At 38.3% G+C, this 22,401-nt stretch carries 21 protein-coding genes; 11 read left to right on the top strand and 10 right to left on the bottom strand.

Annotated elements, in window-relative coordinates; translation table 11 throughout:
- Positions 1-8: 8 nt before the first annotated feature.
- Positions 9-485, top strand: coding sequence for a nuclear transport factor 2 family protein (locus ABDV71_RS00815; protein ID WP_343530494.1), 477 nt, complete (start codon positions 9-11; stop codon positions 483-485).
- Here ABDV71_RS00815 and ABDV71_RS00810 read toward each other — a convergent pair.
- Positions 472-753, bottom strand: a complete 282-nt coding sequence (locus ABDV71_RS00810; protein WP_113647264.1) for an ATP-dependent Clp protease adaptor ClpS — start codon at positions 751-753, stop codon at positions 472-474. The two genes, ABDV71_RS00815 and ABDV71_RS00810, sit on opposite strands and share 14 nt — an antisense overlap.
- 156 nt (positions 754-909) lie before the next feature.
- On the opposite strand from ABDV71_RS00810, the gene ABDV71_RS00805 reads away from it, so the two are divergent.
- A complete protein-coding gene (locus ABDV71_RS00805; RefSeq protein ID WP_343530493.1) occupies positions 910-1,956 on the top strand; it encodes a beta-ketoacyl-ACP synthase III in 1,047 nt (348 codons plus the stop codon).
- Between the two features lie 54 nt (positions 1,957-2,010).
- A complete protein-coding gene (locus ABDV71_RS00800; RefSeq protein ID WP_343530492.1) occupies positions 2,011-2,955 on the top strand; it encodes a Smr/MutS family protein in 945 nt (314 codons plus the stop codon).
- Between the two features lie 30 nt (positions 2,956-2,985).
- On the opposite strand, the gene ABDV71_RS00795 is transcribed toward ABDV71_RS00800, so the two are convergent.
- The gene (locus ABDV71_RS00795; protein ID WP_343530491.1) at positions 2,986-4,020 is read right to left on the bottom strand and encodes a dipeptide epimerase; all 1,035 of its coding nucleotides are present in this window, start codon (positions 4,018-4,020) and stop codon (positions 2,986-2,988) included.
- A 69-nt stretch (positions 4,021-4,089) separates the two neighbouring features.
- Between ABDV71_RS00795 and ABDV71_RS00790 the strand changes: the two genes are divergently transcribed.
- Both ABDV71_RS00790 and ABDV71_RS00785 read left to right on the top strand, forming a co-directional pair.
- Positions 4,090-5,220, top strand: coding sequence for a hypothetical protein (locus ABDV71_RS00790; RefSeq protein ID WP_343530490.1), 1,131 nt, complete (start codon positions 4,090-4,092; stop codon positions 5,218-5,220).
- 121 nt (positions 5,221-5,341) lie between these two features.
- Complete coding sequence (locus tag ABDV71_RS00785; RefSeq protein WP_343530489.1) at positions 5,342-6,304, top strand: hypothetical protein; 963 nt, start codon at positions 5,342-5,344, stop codon at positions 6,302-6,304.
- Here ABDV71_RS00785 and ABDV71_RS00780 read toward each other — a convergent pair.
- From ABDV71_RS00780 to ABDV71_RS00770, 3 genes are all read right to left on the bottom strand, one after another.
- Entirely contained in the window at positions 6,284-6,901 is a 618-nt protein-coding gene (locus ABDV71_RS00780; protein ID WP_343530488.1) for a rhomboid family intramembrane serine protease, read from the bottom strand. The genes ABDV71_RS00785 and ABDV71_RS00780 overlap by 21 nt on opposite strands.
- A 138-nt stretch (positions 6,902-7,039) precedes the next feature.
- Positions 7,040-8,782 (bottom strand): M14 family metallopeptidase, encoded by a 1,743-nt coding sequence (locus ABDV71_RS00775; RefSeq protein ID WP_343530487.1) that lies wholly within the window; start codon positions 8,780-8,782, stop codon positions 7,040-7,042.
- A gap of 95 nt (positions 8,783-8,877) precedes the next feature.
- Entirely contained in the window at positions 8,878-9,576 is a 699-nt protein-coding gene (locus ABDV71_RS00770; protein ID WP_343530485.1) for a hypothetical protein, read from the bottom strand.
- Between the two features lie 74 nt (positions 9,577-9,650).
- On the opposite strand from ABDV71_RS00770, the gene pepT reads away from it, so the two are divergent.
- A complete protein-coding gene (pepT, locus tag ABDV71_RS00765; protein WP_343530484.1) occupies positions 9,651-10,904 on the top strand; it encodes a peptidase T in 1,254 nt (417 codons plus the stop codon).
- A gap of 91 nt (positions 10,905-10,995) precedes the next feature.
- Here pepT and ABDV71_RS00760 read toward each other — a convergent pair whose 3' ends face one another.
- The 5 genes from ABDV71_RS00760 to ABDV71_RS00740 form a co-directional block, all read right to left on the bottom strand.
- The gene (locus ABDV71_RS00760; protein WP_343530483.1) at positions 10,996-11,676 is read right to left on the bottom strand and encodes a methyltransferase domain-containing protein; all 681 of its coding nucleotides are present in this window, start codon (positions 11,674-11,676) and stop codon (positions 10,996-10,998) included.
- Between the two features lie 138 nt (positions 11,677-11,814).
- On the bottom strand, positions 11,815-12,021 hold the full coding sequence (locus tag ABDV71_RS00755; RefSeq protein WP_343530482.1) for a YtxH domain-containing protein: 207 nt from the start codon (positions 12,019-12,021) through the stop codon (positions 11,815-11,817).
- Positions 12,022-12,355: 334 nt separating this feature from the next.
- Complete coding sequence (locus tag ABDV71_RS00750) at positions 12,356-13,126, bottom strand: succinate dehydrogenase/fumarate reductase iron-sulfur subunit (protein WP_343530481.1); 771 nt, start codon at positions 13,124-13,126, stop codon at positions 12,356-12,358.
- Positions 13,127-13,205: 79 nt separating this feature from the next.
- Positions 13,206-15,185, bottom strand: coding sequence for a fumarate reductase/succinate dehydrogenase flavoprotein subunit (locus tag ABDV71_RS00745; protein WP_343530480.1), 1,980 nt, complete (start codon positions 15,183-15,185; stop codon positions 13,206-13,208).
- Between the two features lie 32 nt (positions 15,186-15,217).
- Positions 15,218-15,886: a succinate dehydrogenase cytochrome b subunit gene (locus ABDV71_RS00740; protein ID WP_343530479.1), complete on the bottom strand. Its 669-nt coding sequence runs from the start codon at positions 15,884-15,886 to the stop codon at positions 15,218-15,220.
- A gap of 585 nt (positions 15,887-16,471) precedes the next feature.
- On the opposite strand from ABDV71_RS00740, the gene ABDV71_RS00735 reads away from it, so the two are divergent.
- From ABDV71_RS00735 to ABDV71_RS00715, 5 genes are all read left to right on the top strand, one after another.
- Positions 16,472-17,686 (top strand): DEAD/DEAH box helicase, encoded by a 1,215-nt coding sequence (locus tag ABDV71_RS00735; RefSeq protein ID WP_343530478.1) that lies wholly within the window; start codon positions 16,472-16,474, stop codon positions 17,684-17,686.
- A 521-nt stretch (positions 17,687-18,207) separates the two neighbouring features.
- Positions 18,208-19,488 carry a replication-associated recombination protein A gene (locus ABDV71_RS00730; RefSeq protein ID WP_343530477.1) on the top strand — a complete coding sequence of 427 codons (1,281 nt, stop codon included), beginning with the start codon at positions 18,208-18,210 and terminating at the stop codon, positions 19,486-19,488.
- Positions 19,489-19,573: 85 nt separating this feature from the next.
- A complete protein-coding gene (locus tag ABDV71_RS00725; RefSeq protein ID WP_343530476.1) occupies positions 19,574-20,080 on the top strand; it encodes a PEGA domain-containing protein in 507 nt (168 codons plus the stop codon).
- 65 nt (positions 20,081-20,145) lie between these two features.
- On the top strand, positions 20,146-21,618 hold the full coding sequence (locus ABDV71_RS00720) for a DUF5687 family protein (protein ID WP_343530475.1): 1,473 nt from the start codon (positions 20,146-20,148) through the stop codon (positions 21,616-21,618).
- A 3-nt stretch (positions 21,619-21,621) separates the two neighbouring features.
- A complete protein-coding gene (locus ABDV71_RS00715) occupies positions 21,622-22,317 on the top strand; it encodes an ABC transporter ATP-binding protein (RefSeq protein WP_343530474.1) in 696 nt (231 codons plus the stop codon).
- Positions 22,318-22,401 lie beyond the last annotated feature (84 nt).

The following is a 22,401-nucleotide window of genomic DNA, read 5'->3' as shown; positions in this document are numbered from 1 at the left end:
AAAAAGCCATGACTCCAAACGAAGCCCTTATCCATCAGTTTTATACTGCGTTCCAGCAAAAGGATGTAAAGACTATGCAAAGTAGCTATGATGACCATGCCATTTTCAATGATGCTGTTTTTATCAACCTTGATGCCCAACAGATCAGGGCCATGTGGCAAATGCTGTTGTCGCGCAGTGGAGATATGGTGATGGATTTTAGGAATGTGAGGGAAGAAGGAGGCAGAGTGAGGGCTTATTGGGAAGCTCGTTATACATTTACGGCTACGGGTAAAAAGGTGGTCAATAAAATCAATGCCGAATTTGAAATCAAAGACGGAAAAATTGTGAAGCACACAGATACCTTTAATTTCCACAGATGGGCCAGGCAGGCTTTTGGTATTGGTGGATTATTGCTTGGATGGACAAACGTTTTCAAGGAAAAAGTTCGTCAAACAGCAAAGAAGAAATTGGATGAATATATGTTGAAATCTAATCAACAGTAACCGTTAAGCCCTCTTGCTGTAGGATTTTTCGGTATACTTCCATTTCGGTAAAAGACCCCTCCAAAACAGCGCACTTGCCTTCGTTGTGTACTTTCCAAGCTATTTTTTCGGCTTGGGTTTCGTTATAATCCAGATAGCGCATCATGCACCAAATCACATGGTCAAAGGTGTTTACATCGTCATTCCACAGAATTAAACGATGTATCGTTTTCAACGAAGTTAAAATCTCCTCAAGGGTAAAGGTTTCTTCCTGAGTTTGTGTTGACATGCTACAAAAATACAAATAGATTTACGAATTACGATTTTAGATTTACGATTTGCTTAGAAAACATTGTGTTGCATCAAATTTCTTTGGTTTATATCATAGCCCTTAGTCAATCTAAAATCGTAAATTAACTTATCTTTGTTAATCAAACCACCTAATATGTATAGGACAAAAATTGCTGGCATAGGTCACTATGTGCCCAAAAATGTTTATACCAATAACGATTTGTCAAGGTTCATGGAAACCAGTGATGAGTGGATTCAAGAGCGTACGGGTATTAAAGAGCGTCGTTTTGCTGATAGGTTCAAAGAAACTACCACTACAATGGGCATTGAAGCTGCTAAAATAGCCATAGAAAGGGCTGGAATAACTAAAGATGATATCGATTTTATCATTTTTGCCACGCTTAGTCCGGATTATTATTTTCCTGGCTGCGGTGTATTGTTGCAGCGTGAAATGAAGATGAAGGAAGTAGGTGCCTTGGATATTAGGAACCAATGTTCAGGTTTTGTTTATGCACTTTCCGTTGCTGATCAGTTCATTAAAACTGGGATGTACAAGAATATTTTGGTAGTAGGTAGTGAAAAGCATTCTTTTGCCATGGATTTTGAAACCCGAAGCAGGAATGTTTCCGTAATTTTTGGAGATGGTGCTGGAGCTGCAGTTTTACAAAGGACTGATAAGGAAGGCCAGGGTATTTTAAGCACTCATTTACATAGCGATGGTGCTGATGCTGAGATTTTAGCCATGCATTATCCTGGCGCTCACGCTAATAAATGGTTGAAAGATAAACCTGCTTTCCCGGAAAAGGAACTTGGCGGTTTGTTTATGACTACCGAACAATTGGAAAGTGGAGCAGCTTTGCCTTACATGGATGGCCCAGCGGTATTCAAAAAGGCAGTAGTAAAGTTTCCAGAAGTGATTAACGAAGCTTTAGCTGCTAACAATTATACAGCAAAAGATATTGACCTATTGGTGCCACATCAGGCTAATTTGCGTATTAGCCAATATGTACAGCAATTGTTAGGCTTGGCTGACGATAAAGTATTCAATAACATCCAAAAATATGGCAACACCACGGCAGCATCCGTTCCTATTGCCTTAAGTGAGGCATGGGAGGCAGGTAAGGTCAAAGAAGGAGATTTGGTGTGCTTAGCTGCATTTGGTTCTGGATTTACTTGGGCAAGTGCATTAATTAAATGGTAATATTAAATACAGAGTCCACTTCTAAATACTAAAAGCTAATTACTAAATACTATTATGTTCAAAATAGGAGACTACGTTCGTTTTATTGATGAGAAAAGAGAAGGCTACGTGACTAGCCAAATAGACGAACACACGGTAGGAGTTACAGACACCGATGGGTTTGAAATACCAGTGTCCACAGGTAATTTGACCTATGTACATGGTCATTTTAGTAATACTGGAACCAGCAATAATGCCATGCCAGCCAAGCAGGTAGATGAAAAGTTTGTAGAGGATGGGATTTATTTGGCAGTTGCTGAAGATAGTAAAGCTTCTGTGGTAGCACATTTTACTTTATTGAATCAAACCTCTTATCAATTGTTGTTTTCCCTAAAAACTGAAAAAGGAGGAATTTACAAAGGCGAATTTGCGGGGGTGATTCAACCTAAGGGTATGGTACAGGTTTATACCGCTAATTTGGGCGATTTGGACAATTGGCCAAACTTTACTTTTCAGGCATTGCATTTTACCACTTCCAATAAAAAACCTAAGGCTCCGCTACAGGTCGAAAGGCGTTTTAAATCGAAAGACTTTAGTGGTGCTAAAAATCAAATTACGGAAATCAATAAATTTGGCTGGTTAGTGAGATTAGATGAACCTGCTTTGATGGTAGATGCCCATAAATTAAAAGAGAGCTTTTTTACGCCCAAGGAAGAAAGGCCAAAAATTGCCAAACCAGCTAATGAGGTAGATTTACATATTGAGAGGCTAAGAGATGATCATCATTTCTTATCGCAAAGCGAAATTTTAGAAGTTCAGCTGACAAAATTCCAAGAAGCTTTAGATGCTGCAATTGTACATCAAATGCCTTCCATCGTATTTATTCACGGAGTTGGAAATGGAACTTTGAGACATCATATCCATCAAAAAATTAGCAAGCATCCTCAGGTACGTACTTTTATGGATGCTCGTAAAGAGAAATTCGGTTACGGAGCTACCGAAGTGATTTTTAAAATATAATAATAAGTTGGGTGTCTCATCACCCAACTTTTATGATGTAAATAAACCTTCTTTGATGCCAGTCAGTCCCAAACCGGGCAATTGGTTAAGCACATATTTGCCATTTTCAAAAGCAGGTTGATCAAATGGATTGTTAACGGTCAAAAATGGTCCATCCAAATCGGCCCAATCACAAAGTGGAGCTAAATGAGCACCAGCTAGCGTTGCAATGGAAGTTTCGCTCATGCAGCCAATCAATACTTTCATGCCTAGTTGGCGGGCTTTTAAAATAGTCTGATGACCTTCATACATGCCCGTGCTTTTCATCAGTTTAATATTAATGCCGTGATAGGCACCCTTCAAAGAGTCTAGGTCAGAGAGACGCTGCATGGCTTCATCAGCTAAAATTGGAATAGGGCTGCGTTCCGTTAGCCAAGCATTTCCTTCCAGATTATTTTTGTCCATCGGTTGCTCAATCAAAACCACGCCTTTATCGTGTAGCCAATAGATCAAATCGATGGCTTTTTTGCGCTCGTTCCAGCCTTGGTTAGCATCCACATATAACGGCACATTAGTTACGCTGCGAATGGTTTCAATAATCTCTTTATCGTTCTCTCTGCCAAGCTTAACTTTCACCACTTTAAAATCTTTGGCATCTTCCAGTTTTTTCTTTAAAACTTCGGGGGTATCAATACCTACGGTAAAAGAGGTCACAGGCATTTTTGCGGGGTCTGCACCAAATATCTGATAGCAGGGTTTGTTCAGCAATTGACCATTTAAGTCATGGAGCGCAATATCAATAGCTGCTTTTATTGCAGGATTGCCTGGAGCCAAGCTGTCTAAATATTTATTGATGCTGGCAAAATCAAATGGAAATTTAAACCGGCTCCAGTCTACTTTTTTCAAAAAGGCATTTGCAGTTTCATAGCTTTCGCCCATATAAGGAACCATACTTGCCTCTCCATAACCTACCTTTTCTTCATGTTCTACTTTTAATAAAAATAATGGAGTGCTGGTTCTGGTAAATTTGGCAATAGAAAACGGGTGTTTCAATTCTAATTCAAATTCCTTGCAACTAATTTTCATCTTTAATCGTCTAAATCATTAAAAGGTTTACAGCCTTGCAGTATATTTGTTAACGCTAATATAATGGCCATGAATTCTATTTCAAGATTACGTTATTTTCTTTACTTATCCATATTAATTGTTGGATGTACTACCGGAAAAAATGCCTTGCAAAAAGGTGATTACGACGCAGCAGTTTCTAAAGCGGTTGACCGGTTAAGAAGTTCACCACAAAATAAAGAAGCAATGCAGGTTTTACCCGAAGCATTTGATTTGGCTATTAAAACGCATTTGAGAAAAATTGATGAAGCTAAGACTTCGACTGATGCATTGAAATGGGAGAACATCATGTTCCGCTACCAAAAAATTAACCAGTTAAGCGATGAAGTAAACGCTTGCCCTAGTTGTTTGAATTTAGTCCCCAACCCTCCAAAATACGTTAAAGAATTTGAGGATTCGAGATACAAGGCAGCAGAGGCACGCTATTTAATGGGCGAACGTTCATTAAGGGAAAATAACCGCCAAAGCGCAAAGGTGGCTTATCAACACTTTGTGAAAGCGCAAAGTTTATATCCATCTTTAAAGGGAGTGAAGGAAAAGATTGAGGATGCTTATTGGGCTGCAGTGCTAAAAGTAGTAGTTCAACCAGCAATCATCAACAGCAATACTTATAGATTAAGCAATCAATATTTTCAAGAACAGATAGCCAATTATTTGGCTACTTATAAAGGAAATACCTTTGTGAGGTTTTATTCGGAAGAAGAGGCCGAGGCGCGAAATGTAAGGGCCGACCAATTGATAGAACTACATTTTGATGATTTCATTGTTGGTCAAACCTATGTAAAGGAAAGGGTAGAAAAGTTACAAAGAGACAGCGTGGTAATCGGAGAAGATAGGCGTGGCAAAATTTATGGAACTGTTAAAGCCACTTACAGCGTTTTTGAAAAGCAAGTTTCTTCATCAGGCTTATTGAACTTTGCTGTAGTAGATTTAAGCACCAACAAGCTTTTGCGTAATCAGAAAATAGCAGGGACATATGTTTGGAAGGACGTTTGGGCTTCATTTAAGGGAGATGAGCGTGCATTAGACAAACAGCAATTAGCGCTTACCAGAAAACGAGAGATAATGCCCCCACCTCCGGGTAATTTATTTGTGGAGTTTACCAAGCCAATTTATGCGCAATTGGTAGATCATATTAGTTCGTTTTATAGCAGGTATTAATTGAATTTTGAATGATGACTGGAATAAGCAATTAACCAGTTAAACAATTTCATCAGTTCACCATTCTTAATATGACAATTAAACAATTACTCACTTGTCAATTATTGTTAATATTGCACTGATGAACCATAGTCTTTATAATCCTTTTAAAACGTTCGATTTTAGAAACGACAAATGCTTTTTGAGTGGCAGCTCAAGCTCACCTTTGGCTGTTCGTGTGTTACCTGATTGGTTGTTAAACATGGCCAACCTTACGGGCGAGGAGCAGATTAAGTTGCTGGATGAGAGCATTAGAAGTTATAAGAGTTTAGTAGTTCCCGCTAGTGCCGAAATCTATGCAGAAACCATTTTGCCTTTAGAACAAAAGATGGAAGCTGCTTTTGAACAAGGTTATAGAGGTGTTTCGGCTTTGTCAGAAATAGACTTGTTTCATTGGATTGGCAAATTGATGTACAGCTTTTTGTATATCGAGATGCAAGGTGCCATACGTTTAAAGCAATTAAGCGGCGATGGCATGAACATGTCGCAAGGCCTGATGCACAAGTTTGGCAACCTGCATTTAATGTTGCAAGGTGTTTTTAGAGCGGTAGAATTTGAGGATTTTAAGCCTTGGTCGATTGTAGTGGTCCCTTTGGAAAATGCGGAGACCGGATTTAGCTTTCGAGATGAAATCAACACTCTCATCTTCTCCCTAAAGTTTAAAGATTTTGGAATCATTGCCTGTTTACAGGATAACGGAACCAATAAAAGATACCATCAACAACTGTTGGATTTTATAAAAGGCAAACCACTAACCGACCAGCAATTTGAAGAATTGGCAGCGCGCTTCTTTTACTCGGCTTACTTGTTTAATCGTTTGCCAGAGTACAATGTGATTGAAGCAAATGACGTGGCTTATATTGACCCAATGCCGTTACGGGGGATTCAAAATAAACCCATTTTCGACGAATGGCAACACAAGACTTACGGACAGGTATTGGAAAACTTCTGGAAACCTTATGGCCTTACTTTATTTGAAATCATTAAAGACCCCAGAGCACCATTGAGCTTTTTTGAGCAGCCATTACTTCCAGATGCTGGATAGCTGGTTTAAGAAATGAGCAATTACATTGGGGACAAGAATGATTGTTAAAATTAATCCAGCTAATGCGCCAAAAAAGTGTGCATCGTGGTTGATATGATCTCTGGAATTTTTGGACATGTACATACAATAGGCAAGATAAAGTACCCCAAACAAAATAGCTGGCATAGGAATAAACATCACCAAGATTAGATTTAGCGGATCAAACAAAATGTAGCTGAAAAGTACTGCACTAATTGCCCCTGAAGCTCCTAAACTGCTATACCTATAATCATCTTTATGCTTAATAGCCGTTGGAATATCACTGACCACCAAAGAAACAAAATAAAGCACCGCAAATTGCCAATGGCCTATCATTGCTTCTAACCTAAAAGCAAAGAAAAAGAACGTAAACATGTTGAAAAACAAATGCATCCAATCTGCATGGATAAGTCCACTTGTGATGAATGTATATAGCTTTCCTCCTTTTGCTAAGCTATACGGATGCAGCATAAACTTGCCAAATAACTGCGTGTTATTAAAAGCATAAATGCTGGTGACAATTGTGAAAATAAAAATGATGGAGGCCACGGGAGCCATGTTCCAGTATTCTAATGCCATGTTATTTTTGGGTTTATTAGTTTAATAGCACAATCTTTTTGTTTGGCAGATCCTGAAATAAATTCAGGGTGACGGAGCGGCGACTTATCGTCATGCTGAATTTATTTCAGCATCGGCTTAAAAGATACTTTGCTTAACTTATTTTATATCTAATTTAATGTCCTTCGTGAGCCTTCCAATAGGATAGCGCATAAAAGTTGGCTCAAAATAATCAGAATTTTTGTAAATGAACTCCAATTGTGCATAGGCGTTTTTGGAAAGCTCTGCATTTTTTGCTTTTTCCGCTTCTAATTTTTGTTTTAAGGCAGGATTGCTTTTTAAAAGTTGTGCAGCAGTATCTTCAAAAATGTAGGATGAAAAATGTTCCTTCTGTCCTAAAATAGAATCGAAGAAATTCCAATTAAAGAAGGAATCAGGCGCTTGAGGTTCTAGGGTTTCTACAACGTATCGGTTAGTTTTTTGGTTTACATACACTACGTAATCTCCCGCATAGTATTGGATGCTTTGTTGCTTTGGTTCAACTTTTACCGCCGAGTGTAAGTAGTGCCCTTCAAAAGGTTTTTGAGCAGTTTTAAAGTCAGCGATATAGTACATTTCAAGTTCCAATTTCGTGTCTTTTTTAAGCTGGTTAACCTTAACATTATTCAGTTTAAGTAATTGTATCACTTGGGGCCAGGCCTTTGGAATAAGGTAGGCTACTGGTTTTTCAACCGTTAAAGAGGGTTCAAAATTGTTCCATTGTTTAATGGTTTGGGTATAGGGTTCATTTCGGTCGTAATACAGCCTGTCCAATCCACTTACTTCACTAGCTTTATACTTGGCCCCATAACCTTTAAATGCTATCTCGTCAAATTGATCTCTGTTCAATTTCCAGTCTAAGGTAAACGTTGTTTTTGATGCCGTTTCGTTATCTGCTTTTTTCTTATTCTCTCCAATTTTTTTGGCATCGCGCTCTACTAAAGCAATGTAGGTTTCAAGCAGTTTATAGGTCGATTCTACCCTTTGGTCATAAGGCTTAAGCATGTGGGTTTCGGGCATAAAGCCAATGGTATTGTGCAATGCTGCATAACCTGTGCTATATCGAGGGCTTTCCATAAAACCGGAGATACCGTTGTCTGGAGTTTCTTTAACCGAATTTACATAAGGAATCAACTCAAAACCTTTTGCTTTCATTTCTTGATATAAATAAGGAAGCATCGTTTGTGTTAAATAGTTTGATAGGGTTGGATTGAGTTTGTCCTTTTGCGTAGGAATCAAGGTCATCGTATATTGATAATCCGCCCCGTTACTGGTGTGGGTATCCACGAAAATCTCAGGCTGCCAAATGTTAAAAATTTGCTGAAAAGCTGCTGAGTTCTTTGAATCAGTCTTGATGAAATCGCGGTTAAGGTCGTAGTTTTTGCTGTTACCCCTGAAACCGTAGGCTAGCGGGCCATTTTGATTTGCCCTTGAGGTACTTGTTCGGTTAAAGCTGCCATCGATGTTGTAAACAGGAATGATGCAAATGACCACATCTTTGGGTAGTAGCTTTTTGTTGAGCAAGTCCCTAGCTAACATCATGCAGGCGTCAATGCCTTCTGGTTCGCCAGGGTGAATGCCATTGTTGATTAACAGGATGCGTTTATCCGCTTGCTTTATCTTGGCAACATCAAACACCCCATCTCTGTTGAGTACTAACAGGTGCAAAGGCTTGCCAAAATCGGTTTGACCGTAAGTCATCAACTTCGCTTGCTTACCAAATGCTGTAGCAAGTTTTTGGTAATAGCCAATAGCCTCATCATAAGTTGTAGTGGCTTTTTTTTGACTAGCCTCGTAAGGAGTTAATTGTGCAAAAGCAGTCATTGTTGTAGAGATAAGGAACAAAAAGAAATATACCCTCATTATGGAATGATTTAAGTATAAAAATAACTTTTGTTTCTTTTAAGACAATAACTGTATCCAAAATTTTGGATAACAAATCAATTAAAATAAATAAACTAACGAATGGTTTTGCTAGTTATACCTTTGGATCCAAAAGTATATTTGAAGCCTACCGATAGGAAATTATAAATATCATTTCCTTTGTTTTTAAATGGGGGAGGTGAATTATAGCCATCTAGGTTGTCACCAAAGTCCATGGTGGTCTGATAGTTTATATTTAAAATATATCTAATTTCTCCCCATCCATCTGGGAAATAAAAATCCATACCAACATTAACGGGAACAATAAGGCTTTTGGCCTTAGAGTTTCCGGGAAATATATAGCCTGTACCAGGTTGTACTCTAACGGCATCATTGTTATTAAGAACCATGCCAACACCGGTACCCAAGTAAAAGCCTTTTGTATAATTTAAGAAATCGCTATAATAGAAATCAGTAATTTCTCCAGCCCTAAATTTAACATTAGCGGTTAAAGTAGTATAAGAATTTGAAAAAGCCTTTTGATGGCCGTCCTCACCTTTATGGTCTTTTCCTTTTAAAATACCATGTTGTATTTCGAGACCTGTGGTAATAAAAGGTGATAAATAATAATCAAGATACATAGCTCCTGCGTAGCCATATTTTCCTTGTTGGACATCAGTAAAAGTATAAGTTCCACCGCCGCCTATTCCCCCGCTTAATCTATAAAAATTTGATTGACCAAATGCTGTAACTGTAAGAAAAATCAGTGATAAAGCTAAGTAATGTTTTTTCAAGTTGTTATAAATTAAGTGCTTACTTTGCAAAAGTATAATCTTTATTCAAAATAATAAATAATATCTTTGAATTTATGCAAGATATAAAAATAAATGCTGTTTCTGTAACTGAAAGGTTCATGAAATATGTAAAAATAGACACTCAATCTGACGCTTCTTCACCAACTACTCCTTCTACGGCTAAACAAAAAAATCTAGGCAAGATTTTAGCCCAGGAATTGTTAGAATTAGGTCTAAATGATGCGCATTTAGATGAGCATGGATATGTTTATGCAACTATTCCCTCCAATACGGATAAAAAGGTGCCGGTAATTTGTTTTTGCTCACATATGGATACCTCCCCAGACAGTAGTGGAGAGAATGTAAAACCGATTATCCATAAAAATTACCAAGGTGAGGATTTAGTTTTGCCAGATGATCACAACATCGTCTTGAGATTTTCGGAACATAGGGATTTAAAGAACCAAATAGGCAATGATATTATCACCGCTAGTGGGACCACGTTGTTGGGAGCTGATAATAAGGCTGGCGTTGCCGAGATTATGGAAGCCGCTACTTATTTGACACAAAATCCTCAAATCAAACATGGTACCATTAAAATCCTTTTTACACCCGATGAAGAAATTGGCCGTGGAGTAGATAAAGTGAATTTAGAAAAGCTAGGCGCTGAGTTTGCCTATACTATAGATGGGGAAACTTTGGGTTCTATAGAGGATGAAACTTTTTCGGCCGATGGCGCTAAACTGATCATTAATGGTGTAAGTGCGCATCCAGGGTTTGCTAAAGGAAAAATGGAGAGTGCTATTAAAATTTTGGCTGAGATTGTTGATGCTCTTCCAAAAGATAAACTTAGTCCAGAAAGTACTTCTCAAAGAGATGGTTTTATTCATCCCGTGGGAATTAGCGGAAATGTAGAGCAAGCAGAAGCAAATTTTATCCTTCGTGATTTTGATGATAATTTGCTGAAATCTCACGGGGAAACCTTGGAGAAAATTGTAAAGCAAGTGCTTACTGCCTATCCAAGGTCAAGCTATAGCTTAACCGTTAAAGAGCAATATCGTAATATGAAGCAGGTACTGGATAAATATCCTCAAATTATGGCCAATGGTATTGAAGCACTTAAAAGAGCCGGCCTTAATCCGGTAACCCGTAGCATCCGTGGCGGTACTGACGGTTCCCGTTTATCATTTATGGGATTACCTTGCCCAAATATATTTACTGGTGGACATGCTTTCCATGGTAAACAAGAATGGGTTGCGGTACAAGATATGGTAAAGTCGGTTGAGACTATCGTCCACTTGGTACAAGTTTGGGAAGAAAGAAGTTAATTTACGAATGACGATTTTAGATTTACGATTTGCTAGCTTTAATTATGCGGTAGTGCTTTTCAATCGTAATTCGTAAATCTAAAATCGTAAATTATAAACTAAGCTGCGCCAAATACTGATCTTGATCATCCACATAAACAATTTTACAGTTCCAGCCATGCTGTTTACTCAAACGCTGCAATGTAGTTGGGTCAATATATAGCCAGTTAAACCAATTGCCTTTTTGCTTTTTGTATTCGTAACAATAGCTGATCTCCCCAAAATACTGATGGGCTGGCATTGGTAAATCATCATATAAGTAGGAAATATCTGAACTGTCGAAGAGTAATTGCCCTTTTGGAAGGAGCAGGTTTTTAGCACTCTCTAGTAAGTTTTCAAAGCCCGGCAATGTTCCAGTTAAACCAATGCCGTTCATCATGAATAACAAGGTATTGTACTTTTCTGTGGTCTTAAAGAAATCTTGAAACAAAGGTTTTTTTACACCACGTTCTTGCATGATTTGCACAGCTATTTCAGAAATGTCGATAGCGGTAACATCCAGTCCTTTTTTTTCCAGTAGCAAAGCATGACTGCCCACACCTGCACCCACATCAAGTACTTTGCCTTTGCAAAGTTCTAATGCTTTCAGCTCAATTTCTGGCATATCGTTCTCGCTCCTAAAAAATACCTCAATAGGCATTTCTTCAGGTTCATCATAGGAATTATGAAGCCATAAAATTTCAGCTTGCCCGGTCCGATGAAAATCTAAAAGGGCGCTTCCGTAAATATCCATTTTCAAAGATACGGAAATGCCCTTTTATCAAATCAAAAGCTGATGCCTGAAATAAATTCAGCATGATGAATCGGCTGATTATCGTCACCTTGAATTTATTTCAGGGTTGGTGTGCAATAATTGATTTCAAGTCATCAATTATGCTTTCATTTTATCAGCTTTATCTTTTACCATCTCGGCAACCCCTGCAAGTTTATCTTTTGATTTATCAAAAAGGTCACAAAACCAATCGTTTATTTTGCTTTTCATGCCACTATGTTTATCAGACGATAACACCATCGCAACTACGGCACCTAAAGCTACTCCTGCTAAAACGCCGCTCAATATCTTTGTTTGCTTTGTCATAATTAAAATCTTTTATTAAAAAACGATAGTGCGTAAAGATTGTTTTAGGGTTTTTGTTAAAACTGATTCATTGATGCTTATTGCTTTCGAAGAATGCGTCATTTCGACCCAGCGTAGCGAGTGGAGAAATCTTTGAATTTTAATGTTCTAACCCATAAGTTATACTATTTCAAAGATTTCTCCGCAAGGTCGAAATGACGATTTATGAATGGTCTGCATAAAAAACAAAAAATCCCCAAGCCTAATGAAAGATTTGGGGATTTTGTTATAAAAGCTTTGTCAAACTTAATAGACTGCTTTGCAAATAAGTTTGACAAAGCTAATCAGCATAAACTTATACTTCTTCTTCGCTGATAAATTTAGCGCTTAGGTAATCTCTGTTCATACGAGCGATATTCTCTAAAGAAATGCCTTTTGGACATTCAGCCTCGCAAGCTCCCGTGTTGGTGCAGTTACCGAAACCTTCTTCGTCCATTTGAGCTACCATGCTTTGTACCCTGCGGTAACGTTCTGGTTGACCTTGCGGCAATAAAGCCAATTGAGACACTTTTGCAGAAACGAAAAGCATTGCCGAAGCATTTTTACAAGTTGCTACACAAGCGCCGCATCCAATACAAGCTGCAGCTTCAAAAGCAGCATCGGCTTTAGATTTAGGGATTGGTAAATTGTTTGCATCTTGCGCATTACCTGTATTAACTGACACGAAACCCCCAGCAGCAATTACACGGTCAAAAGCAGAACGGTCAACCGCCAAATCTTTAATTACTGGGAACGCTTTTGCTCTCCAAGGTTCAACTACAATAGTATCGCCATCTTTGAACGAACGCATGTGCAATTGGCAGGTGGTTACCAAATCTTTTGGTCCATGTGGTTGTCCGTTGATGAACATTGAGCACATCCCACAGATACCTTCTCTACAGTCGTGATCAAATACAACAGGTTCCTCACCCTTGTTAATTAATTGTTCATTTAGAACGTCAAACATCTCTAAGAAAGACATGTCTGGAGAAATATCGGAAAGCTTATAATCAACTAGTTTGCCTGCTGATTTGCTATTTTTTTGACGCCAAACTTGTAGCGTTAAATTCATGTTTCCTGTACTCATCTTTTTTAATATTGAGTATCGAGTATTTAGTATTTAATAGTTAGAAAATCATCTATCTACTAATACTAAGATCTAAATACTATTTATAATTTCTTTGTGCAACCTTAATGTTCTCGTAGTTCAATTCTTCTTTGTGTAATTCGAATTGACTTTCGCCTTTGTATTCCCAAGCGGCTACGTATGAGAAGTTTTCGTCATCACGTTTTGCTTCGCCTTCTTCAGTTTGATGCTCCTCCCTAAAGTGACCGCCACAACTTTCTTCTCTGTTAAGTGCATCGATACACATCAACTCGCCAAGTTCTAAGAAATCTGCAACACGATGTGCTTTTTCTAATTCAGGGTTAAACTCGTCAGCTGAACCTGGTACTTTAACGTCAGCCCAAAACTCTTTGCGTAAATCTTGAATTTCTTTAATGGCTTGAGTTAAACCTTCTCTGTTACGAGCCATGCCACATTTTTCCCACATAATGTGGCCTAATCTCTTATGGAAATGGTCTACAGATTTAGTTCCGTTAATACTTAAGAATTTATCTATAGTTGCTTTTACATTGTTTTCTGCTTCCACAAATGCAGGATGATCTGTAGGAATTGGCTTCGTTGCAATTTCTTTAGATAAATAAGAACCGATGGTATAAGGCAGTACGAAATAACCATCAGCCAAACCTTGCATCAAGGCCGACGCGCCTAAACGGTTAGCGCCGTGATCTGAGAAGTTCGCCTCGCCTGTGCAATACAAACCAGGGATAGTGGTCATCAAATCATAATCTACCCAAATACCACCCATGGTGTAGTGAACCGCAGGATAAATACGCATTGGTGTTTCATAAGGATTTTCACCAGTAATTTGCGCATACATATCAAATAAGTTGCCGTATTTTTCTTTAATTACGGCAGTACCTAAACGCATGCAGGTTTCTTTATCGGGGTTATGGTTACCAGCTTTTGAAGCTTCAATACGGCCATAACGCTCGGTATTTGCCTTGAAATCTAGATATACCGCTAGTTTAGAGGCACCTACACCGTAACCAGCATCGCAACGCTCTTTAGCGGCACGAGAAGCTACGTCACGAGGTACTAAGTTACCAAAAGCAGGGTAACGACGCTCTAAATAGTAATCTCTTTCATCTTCTGGAATATCCGAAGCTTTACGAGTATCGTCTTTCTTTTTAGGAACCCAAATACGTCCGTCGTTACGCAAAGACTCCGACATTAGGGTTAATTTCGACTGGTGATCTCCAGACACTGGAATACAAGTAGGGTGAATTTGAGTGTAGCAAGGGTTGCCGAAGAAAGCACCTTTTTTGTGCACCTTCCAAGCGGCAGTAACATTGCTTCCCATAGCATTGGTTGACAGGTAGAATACGTTTCCGTAACCACCAGTACCTAAAACCACTGCATGACCGAAGTGACGCTCTAATTCGCCAGTAATCAAGTTACGAGCAATAATACCACGAGCTTTTCCATCAATAATTACGACATCAAGCATTTCGTGACGGGTGTACATTTGTACCTTACCCATACCTACCTGGCGCTCTAATGCCGAGTAAGCACCTAATAATAACTGTTGGCCAGTTTGACCGGCAGCATAAAAAGTACGTTGAACCTGTGTACCGCCAAAAGAACGGTTGTCCAACAAACCACCATATTCGCGAGCCAAAGGAACTCCTTGAGCCACACATTGATCAATAATGTTCGCACTAACCTCTGCTAAACGGTGTACGTTGGCCTCACGTGCCCTGTAGTCGCCACCTTTAATGGTGTCGTAAAACAAACGGTAAGTACTATCGCCATCATTTTGATAGTTTTTTGCAGCATTGATACCACCTTGAGCTGCAATAGAGTGTGCTCTACGAGGCGAATCTTGGAAACAGAAGCATTTTACTTTGTAACCCATCTCTGCTAAGGTAGCCGCTGCAGATGCACCCGCTAAACCAGAACCTACTACAATTATTTCAAGACTTCTTTTGTTCGCTGGGTTAACCAACGGTACAGAAGATTTATATTTAGTCCACTTTTGGGTCAATTCGCCCGCAGGGATATTTGAATTTAATTTCGACATTTACTTAATCCTATTTAATTAAACGTTTCGGTTTAGCCAATCCAACCTAAATAGATGGATATTGGCATTAATGCAAAAATGATAGGTACTATAATGGAGAACCATATACCTACAGTTTTTACCACTGGAGTCCATTTTTTGTGGTTCCAACCCATCGTTTGAAAAGCCGATTGAAAACCGTGTAATAAATGATAGCCTAATGAAATGACACCTAGCACATAAACAACTACTACCCAAAGCTCTTGGAAAATCATCACAATGTTCTGAAAAGTGTTGTGCTCTTGGTGTGTGTAAACAGCTACTTTAGTAGGCCACCAAAAATGATAAAGGTGCAATACCAAAAACATTAAGATCAAGGTGCCCAATAAACCCATGCTGCGAGAATACCACTTGCTGTTGGCCGATGCCTTGTTGTAGGCATATTTCTCTGGTCTCGCGGCATTGTTTTGCGAGGTTAAAATAATGGCCTGTACAATGTGAAGGATAATCCCTACGAATAATCCAACTTCCATGATGCGGATCACAATGTTATGCCCCATGAAATCGGCGGCTACATTAAAGGTTTCTCCACTGTCATTTAAAAAAATCAGTGCATTTATAGATACGTGAACAATAAGGAACAAAATCAAGAAAAGACCCGTTAGCCCCATTACAAACTTTCTACCTATAGACGACGTAAAAGCTTTACTTAAACTACTCATTAGATTGTTTATTTATAATTCTAGTGTGCAAATCTATCTAAAATATGAAAACTTATTGGGAATAAAACTTACAAAAAAACGACAAATCGACAATTTAGAAACGTTCTAAGTAAAATGCTGTTTTGGCAACGTTTGCAGCTTGTAGTTTAAGGGATTAAAATTGAAAATGTAACTAAGTGCATTAATTTGGGACGGCATTCTCCTGTACTAAATTAACTTCGATGTCGCATACAATGTATCTTTTACTTTTTTTGTCATTGCTAGGAACAGGGCAATCTTTCTTTTTGTAATGTGATTATTTCGACTTTTTGCTATGAGATGTTCTGTTGCAGAAGTCAGGCGCATAAAAGGAAAAATGCTTATTTTTTTCCTAATTAGAATAAGCTCGGTTTTTACTCCATTTGATTGGCAGATTACTCAAATACAAATAGAGAATTTAGGAATATACTGGAATTAAAAAACTCTTGTTAACTTAAAAATGCCTTTTTTGAGTTGATAAATGAGGTTTTATGTCAAGAAACCTCTTATTGGTTTGCTTTTCCCTCTATTTAACAATACTTTTATCCTATTATATTAGATAAAATATTGGATTTTAAAGAATTTGGATTTAACGCTGAGCTTTTAGAAGGCTTATTAGCAATGGGCTTTAAAAACGCTACGCCCATACAGCAACAGGCCATTCCCATCATTAGCGAAAACAAAGATTTGATTGCTTGTGCGCAAACTGGAACGGGTAAAACTGGCGCTTATTTGTTGCCTTTGATGAACCTGCTGACCCAAAAGCACGAGCGACATAATAACGTGTTGATTTTAGCCCCAACTCGTGAGTTGGCTCAACAGATAGATGTACAGGTAGAGGCACTTTCTTATTTTACCAACATTAGTTCGTTAACCGTATATGGTGGCGGCGATGGGGTAGCCTATGATCAGCAAAAAAGATCAATGCGTGAAGGAGTGGATATTATTATTGCCACGCCAGGTAGGCTGATTTCGCATTTGGCATCGGGAACATTAAAAATGGACAAGCTGGAACATTTGGTGCTGGATGAAGCAGACCGCATGCTAGACATGGGTTTTTATGATGACATCATGAAAATTGTAGGCTACTTGCCCGAAAAACGCCAAACGGTAATGTTCTCGGCTACCATGCCACCCAAAATAAGAAAGCTGGCTAACAATTTATTGCAACAGCCAGCGCAAATTAACATTTCAATTTCTAAGCCCGCAGAGGGCATTAATCAGCAGGTTTATATCATTCATGATGATCAGAAAATAGCTTTACTTACAGAGATTCTGAAATCGGCTCACTATAACCGTATTATCGTATTTGCAGGTCGTAAGGAAAAAGTGAAGGAATTGGGAAAGGTATTTCGAAAACTAGGACTTAAAGCTGAGGCCTTTCACAGTGATTTGGAACAGAAGGAACGGGAAGCCATTATGCTTGACTTTAAGAACAGCAAGCTAAATGTACTCATTGGTACTGATGTGTTGAGTAGAGGAATTGACGTGACAGGCATTGATTTGGTGATCAATTATGATGCCCCGCAAGATCCCGAAGACTATATCCATCGTATTGGGCGTACCGCTAGAGCGGCAACCACTGGAACGGCGATTACTTTGGTTAATCCAAAAGACAAACGACGTTTGGCTAATATCGAAAAACTGATTGAGCGTCCTATTGAACGTATTCCTCTTCCCGAACATTTAGGAGAAGCGCCAAAGGAACAACCAGAAGGAGAAAAGAAGCCTTATAAAAAGAAGAAGAAAAAGTTTTTTAAGAAAAAGCCGAAAATAGTTTAGCCACAGATACACAGATAATTCTCTTATCTTTAAGGTAGATTTTTACTGATCACAATAAAAATTACCTATGAGTTTGAAAGAAGAGACATACGAGGTCATTGGACTTTGTATGGAAGTTCATAATCAGCTAGGTGCGGGATTTTTAGAGATTGTTTATAAAGATGCACTGAATATGAGTTTCAAAAAACAAACGTATTTTATAAATGAGAACAGGAATATCTTGTTAATTACAAGGGTGTTGTTTTGCCACATAAATTTTATGCGGATTTTGTTGTTTTTGACGACATCATTTTAGAAATTAAGTGTACAAGTTGTATTGTGGACGAACATATTGCACAAGCCATTAACTACTTAAAAGTTTCTAATAAGAAAGTAGCGCTTGTTGTTAACTTTGGAGAAGCCCGCTTGAGTTATAAAAGACTTATATTATAGTGCAAATCGCAGAAGATATTGTAATATTTCGATAAGATTTTATACTGATTGAATTAAAATATCTGTGCATCTGTGGCAAAGAAGAAATTATGCAGAACCTCATACCATTAGCCGAGAGATTACGACCAAAGAACCTTGATGAATATGTAGGTCAAAGGCATTTGGTGGGTGAAGGTGCAGTATTGAGAAAGGCCATTGAAAGCGGTCGTATTCCATCCATGATTTTTTGGGGCCCACCAGGGGTAGGAAAAACGACCTTGGCCACCATTATTTCCCAAAACTTAGACCGTCCCTTTTTTGCATTAAGTGCAATTAATTCCGGAGTTAAAGATGTTCGGGAGGTGATCGATAAAGCTGCCGCAATGAAAGGTGGTTTTATGGGTATGCCCGTGTTGTTTATTGATGAGATTCACCGGTTCAGTAAATCGCAGCAAGACAGTTTGTTGGGGGCGGTGGAACGGGGGTTGGTTACTTTAATAGGTGCTACTACCGAAAATCCAAGTTTTGAAGTTATCTCCGCTTTGCTATCCAGATGTCAGGTTTACATTCTTCAAAATTTAACAGAAGAAGAATTGGTAGGGCTGCTGAATACTGCCATTACCAAAGATGAAATCCTATCGAAAAAGAAAATAAAGATCAAGGAGCACGAAGCCTTAATTCGTCTAAGCGGTGGCGATGCTAGAAAATTACTCAACGTATTAGAGATTGCCGTTAATGGCATTGGTGGCGACAAGATAGAACTCACTAATGAAAACGTGTTGGCCCATGCGCAGCAAAATCTTGCCCTTTATGATAAGGCTGGAGAGCAACACTATGATATTATTTCCGCTTTTATCAAGTCAATTAGAGGGAGTGATCCCAATGCGGCAGTTTATTGGCTGGCTAGAATGATAGAAGGCGGGGAAGACCCATTATTTATAGCCCGTAGGTTGCTTATTCTTGCTTCCGAAGATATTGGAAATTCGAATCCTAATGCGTTGCTTTTGGCAAATAATTGCTTTCAAGCAGTAAATGTGATTGGTTTTCCTGAAGCTCGAATCATTCTTTCGCAGTGTGTGACCTATTTGGCCTCATCGGTAAAAAGTAATGCTTCCTATATGGCCATTAACCATGCTCAAGCTTTAGTAAAACAAACTGGTGATTTACCAGTGCCTTTGCATTTGCGCAATGCGCCAACCAAACTCATGAAAAATATTGGTTACGGTGCCGACTATAAATATTCACACGCTTACGATGGTAATTTTGAAGAGCAGGAATACATGCCAGAAAAATTAGCTGGTACCAAACTATACGATCCTGGAAAAAACCCCGCCGAAGAAAAGCTAAGAGAAAAACTGAGACAAAACTGGAAGAATAAATACAATTATTAATCTATCCATATTTGTTTGCCCTCAGATTAATTTTATTTTAGGCTACTTAAATTTTAAAAACAAATAATAAATACCAAACACACGCATGAAACATCAAATTATCGTTGTCAAGACCACTGCTTTACTTTTAGCGGGATGCATTTTATTAGCTAGTTGCTCTAGCAAAACCTTAATTCAGTCAAACCCAAGTGGAGCAAAAGTGTATTTAAATGGAGAAGCTGTTGGCACTACCCCCTACACACATGAAGACACAAAGATTGTGGGGAGTACCACATCCGTTAAATTAGAAAAGGAAGGCTACGAACCCTTCATTACTTCTTTTTCTAGAAATGAAAAAGCTGACGTGGGCGCGATTATTGGAGGCGTTTTTGTCCTGTTCCCATTTTTATGGACGATGAAATATAAACCAGAACGCACCTATGAATTAATTAAAAGCGGTAATGTTTCGACACCGGCAGTTAAAGAAGCCAGCCAAGCAGAAACGAAAACAAAAGCTGATAAGCTTCGTGAGCTAAAAAAATTATTGGATGAGAAACTGATTACGCAAGAAGAATACGATTCGGAAAAGAAGAAGATTCTATCGGAATCATAAAATATGAATTGGTTTGCAGTTAGTGCCTAAAATTATCAATGGAACCATCAAAATTTTATAACTAAATGATATCAATATTTTTATCACATCAATGGAAATCCTTTTGGCGTAGCCGAAATAAAGCAGGAAGTATTGCCGCTCAAATAGTACTGGGCTTTTTTATGCTTTATTTTTTGGCGGTAGCCATAGGGGTAGGTTTTTGGATGACGGCAATTATCGAAAAGGTTATGCCTAGTGTTAATCCAGTAATTGTGTTTAACGGATTGATTTTATATTATTTTTTACTTGATTTAGCAATTAGGATACAGATGCAGGAACTCCCCACGTTAAGTATTGTTCCCTATCTACATTTAAATATTTCGAGGCAAACCATTGTTAATTTTCTAAACCTTAAATCGCTATTCTCCTTTTTCAATATCCTACCTTTATTTATTTTCTTACCCTTTATATTTATCAATATCGGTGCAACAAGCGGGGTAATTGGGATTGCTGCATATTTGGCCTCTATACTGGGGCTTATCCTATTCAATAACTTTTTGGTGCTTTATATTAAGCGAAAAGCAATTAATAATGTCGCCATTTTTGCCATTGGTATTTTGGTTATTTTGGGATTGGCAGCCTCCGATTATTATGGTTTTATTTCTATCCGAAATTTTTCTAACCTGGTTTTTCAAACTGTCGCTAAATATCCATTTCTGGCATTGATTTTTCCAATGATGGCATTTGCCATTTTCTATATTAATGCTAAATTTTTAAAAGCCAATTTATATACCGAGGAACTTAGCTCTAAGAATGAAAAAAAGGTTAGTACAGACTATCCTTTCCTTAATCAATTTGGTAGGGTTGGAGAGTTGGCAGCATTGGAGTTGAAATTGATTTTGAGGCATAAGCGTTCAAGAAGCTCGGTCATTATGGGCTTTATGTTTCTATGCTACGGATTCTTTTTTTACCGCATGCCCTTAATAGAAGGAGATGAATTTGGTAAGATGCTATTTGCCGCGGTGTTTATGACTGGGATTAATATTTCCGTTTACGGGCAGTTTATGTTCGCTTGGCAAAGTGCACACTTCGATGGTTTACTGACTAACAAAATCAATCACAGAGATTTTATCAAAGCCAAATTTTTACTCTTTACCATGAGCAGTACCATCATTACGCTACTTTCAAGTTTCTATGGTTTTATGAGTTATAAATTGCTGTTGTTGCATTTAGCAGCATATCTATATAACATTGGTGTGGGCACTATAGTAGTGCTTTATTTTGCCAATTTTAATTACAAAAGATTGGACATTACCCGCAGCGCAAGTTTCAACTGGCAAGGAGTAGGTGCTACGCAATGGCTACTGGGCTTACCGCTACTTTTACTTCCTATAATTATTTATCTGCCATTCGGCATCTTAAATCTACCCTATTTGGGCTTGGCAGTCCTTGCTTTTTTAGGTCTTTTAGGATTGTTGATGCGTAACTTTTGGGTAGGTGTTATTGTAAAGAAATTTGAAGAACAACGATATAAAATAGCCGAAGGCTTTAGAGAATAGAATATGATTGAAGTTAAGAATTTAGTAAAAAGCTATGGCGGCCGTACCGTAGTAGATATACAAAGTTTGAGCATTAGAGCAGGTGAAACCATTGGTTTGGTTGGAAACAACGGAGCCGGCAAAACCACATTTTTTAGAATGCTTTTGGACCTGATACGACCAGATAGTGGGGAAATCCTGTCCAAAGATATTGATGTTGCGAAAAGCTCCCAATGGAAAGATTATACTGCTTCTTATTTGGATGAAGGATTTCTGATTGATTACCTTACCCCAGAAGAGTACTTTACTTTTATTGGTAGTTTGCATGGGCTAAGCATTGCCCACGTCGCTGATTATCTAAAGCAATATGAAGAGTTTTTCAATGGAGAGATATTGGGCCGTGGAAAGTATATTCGAGATTTCTCGAAAGGTAACCAGAATAAAGTAGGAATTGCCGCAGCGCTGATGCAGAAACCTGAACTGTTGATTTTGGATGAGCCTTTTGCCAATTTGGATCCTACCACACAAATTAGGTTAAAAACCTTGATCAAGAACTTAAGCACTACGCAACGTTTAACTACTTTTATTTCAAGTCACGATTTAAACCACGTAACCGATGTATGTAACAGAATCATCTTATTGGAGAAAGGAAAAGTCATTAAAGATTTCCATACCGACGAGAATTCTTTAAAGGAACTGGAAGCCTATTTTGGGGAATAATATGGTCGTGTAACGAGTTTGTTGTATAAAATTGTGGTCAATAATTGAACAAAATAGATACGGTTATACTTTTCATTTGCTTAA

This window comes from Pedobacter sp. (assembly GCF_039594775.1).
Taxonomy (GTDB): Bacteria; Bacteroidota; Bacteroidia; order Sphingobacteriales; family Sphingobacteriaceae; genus Pedobacter.
This window is presented reverse-complemented; position numbering and strand designations above follow the sequence as displayed.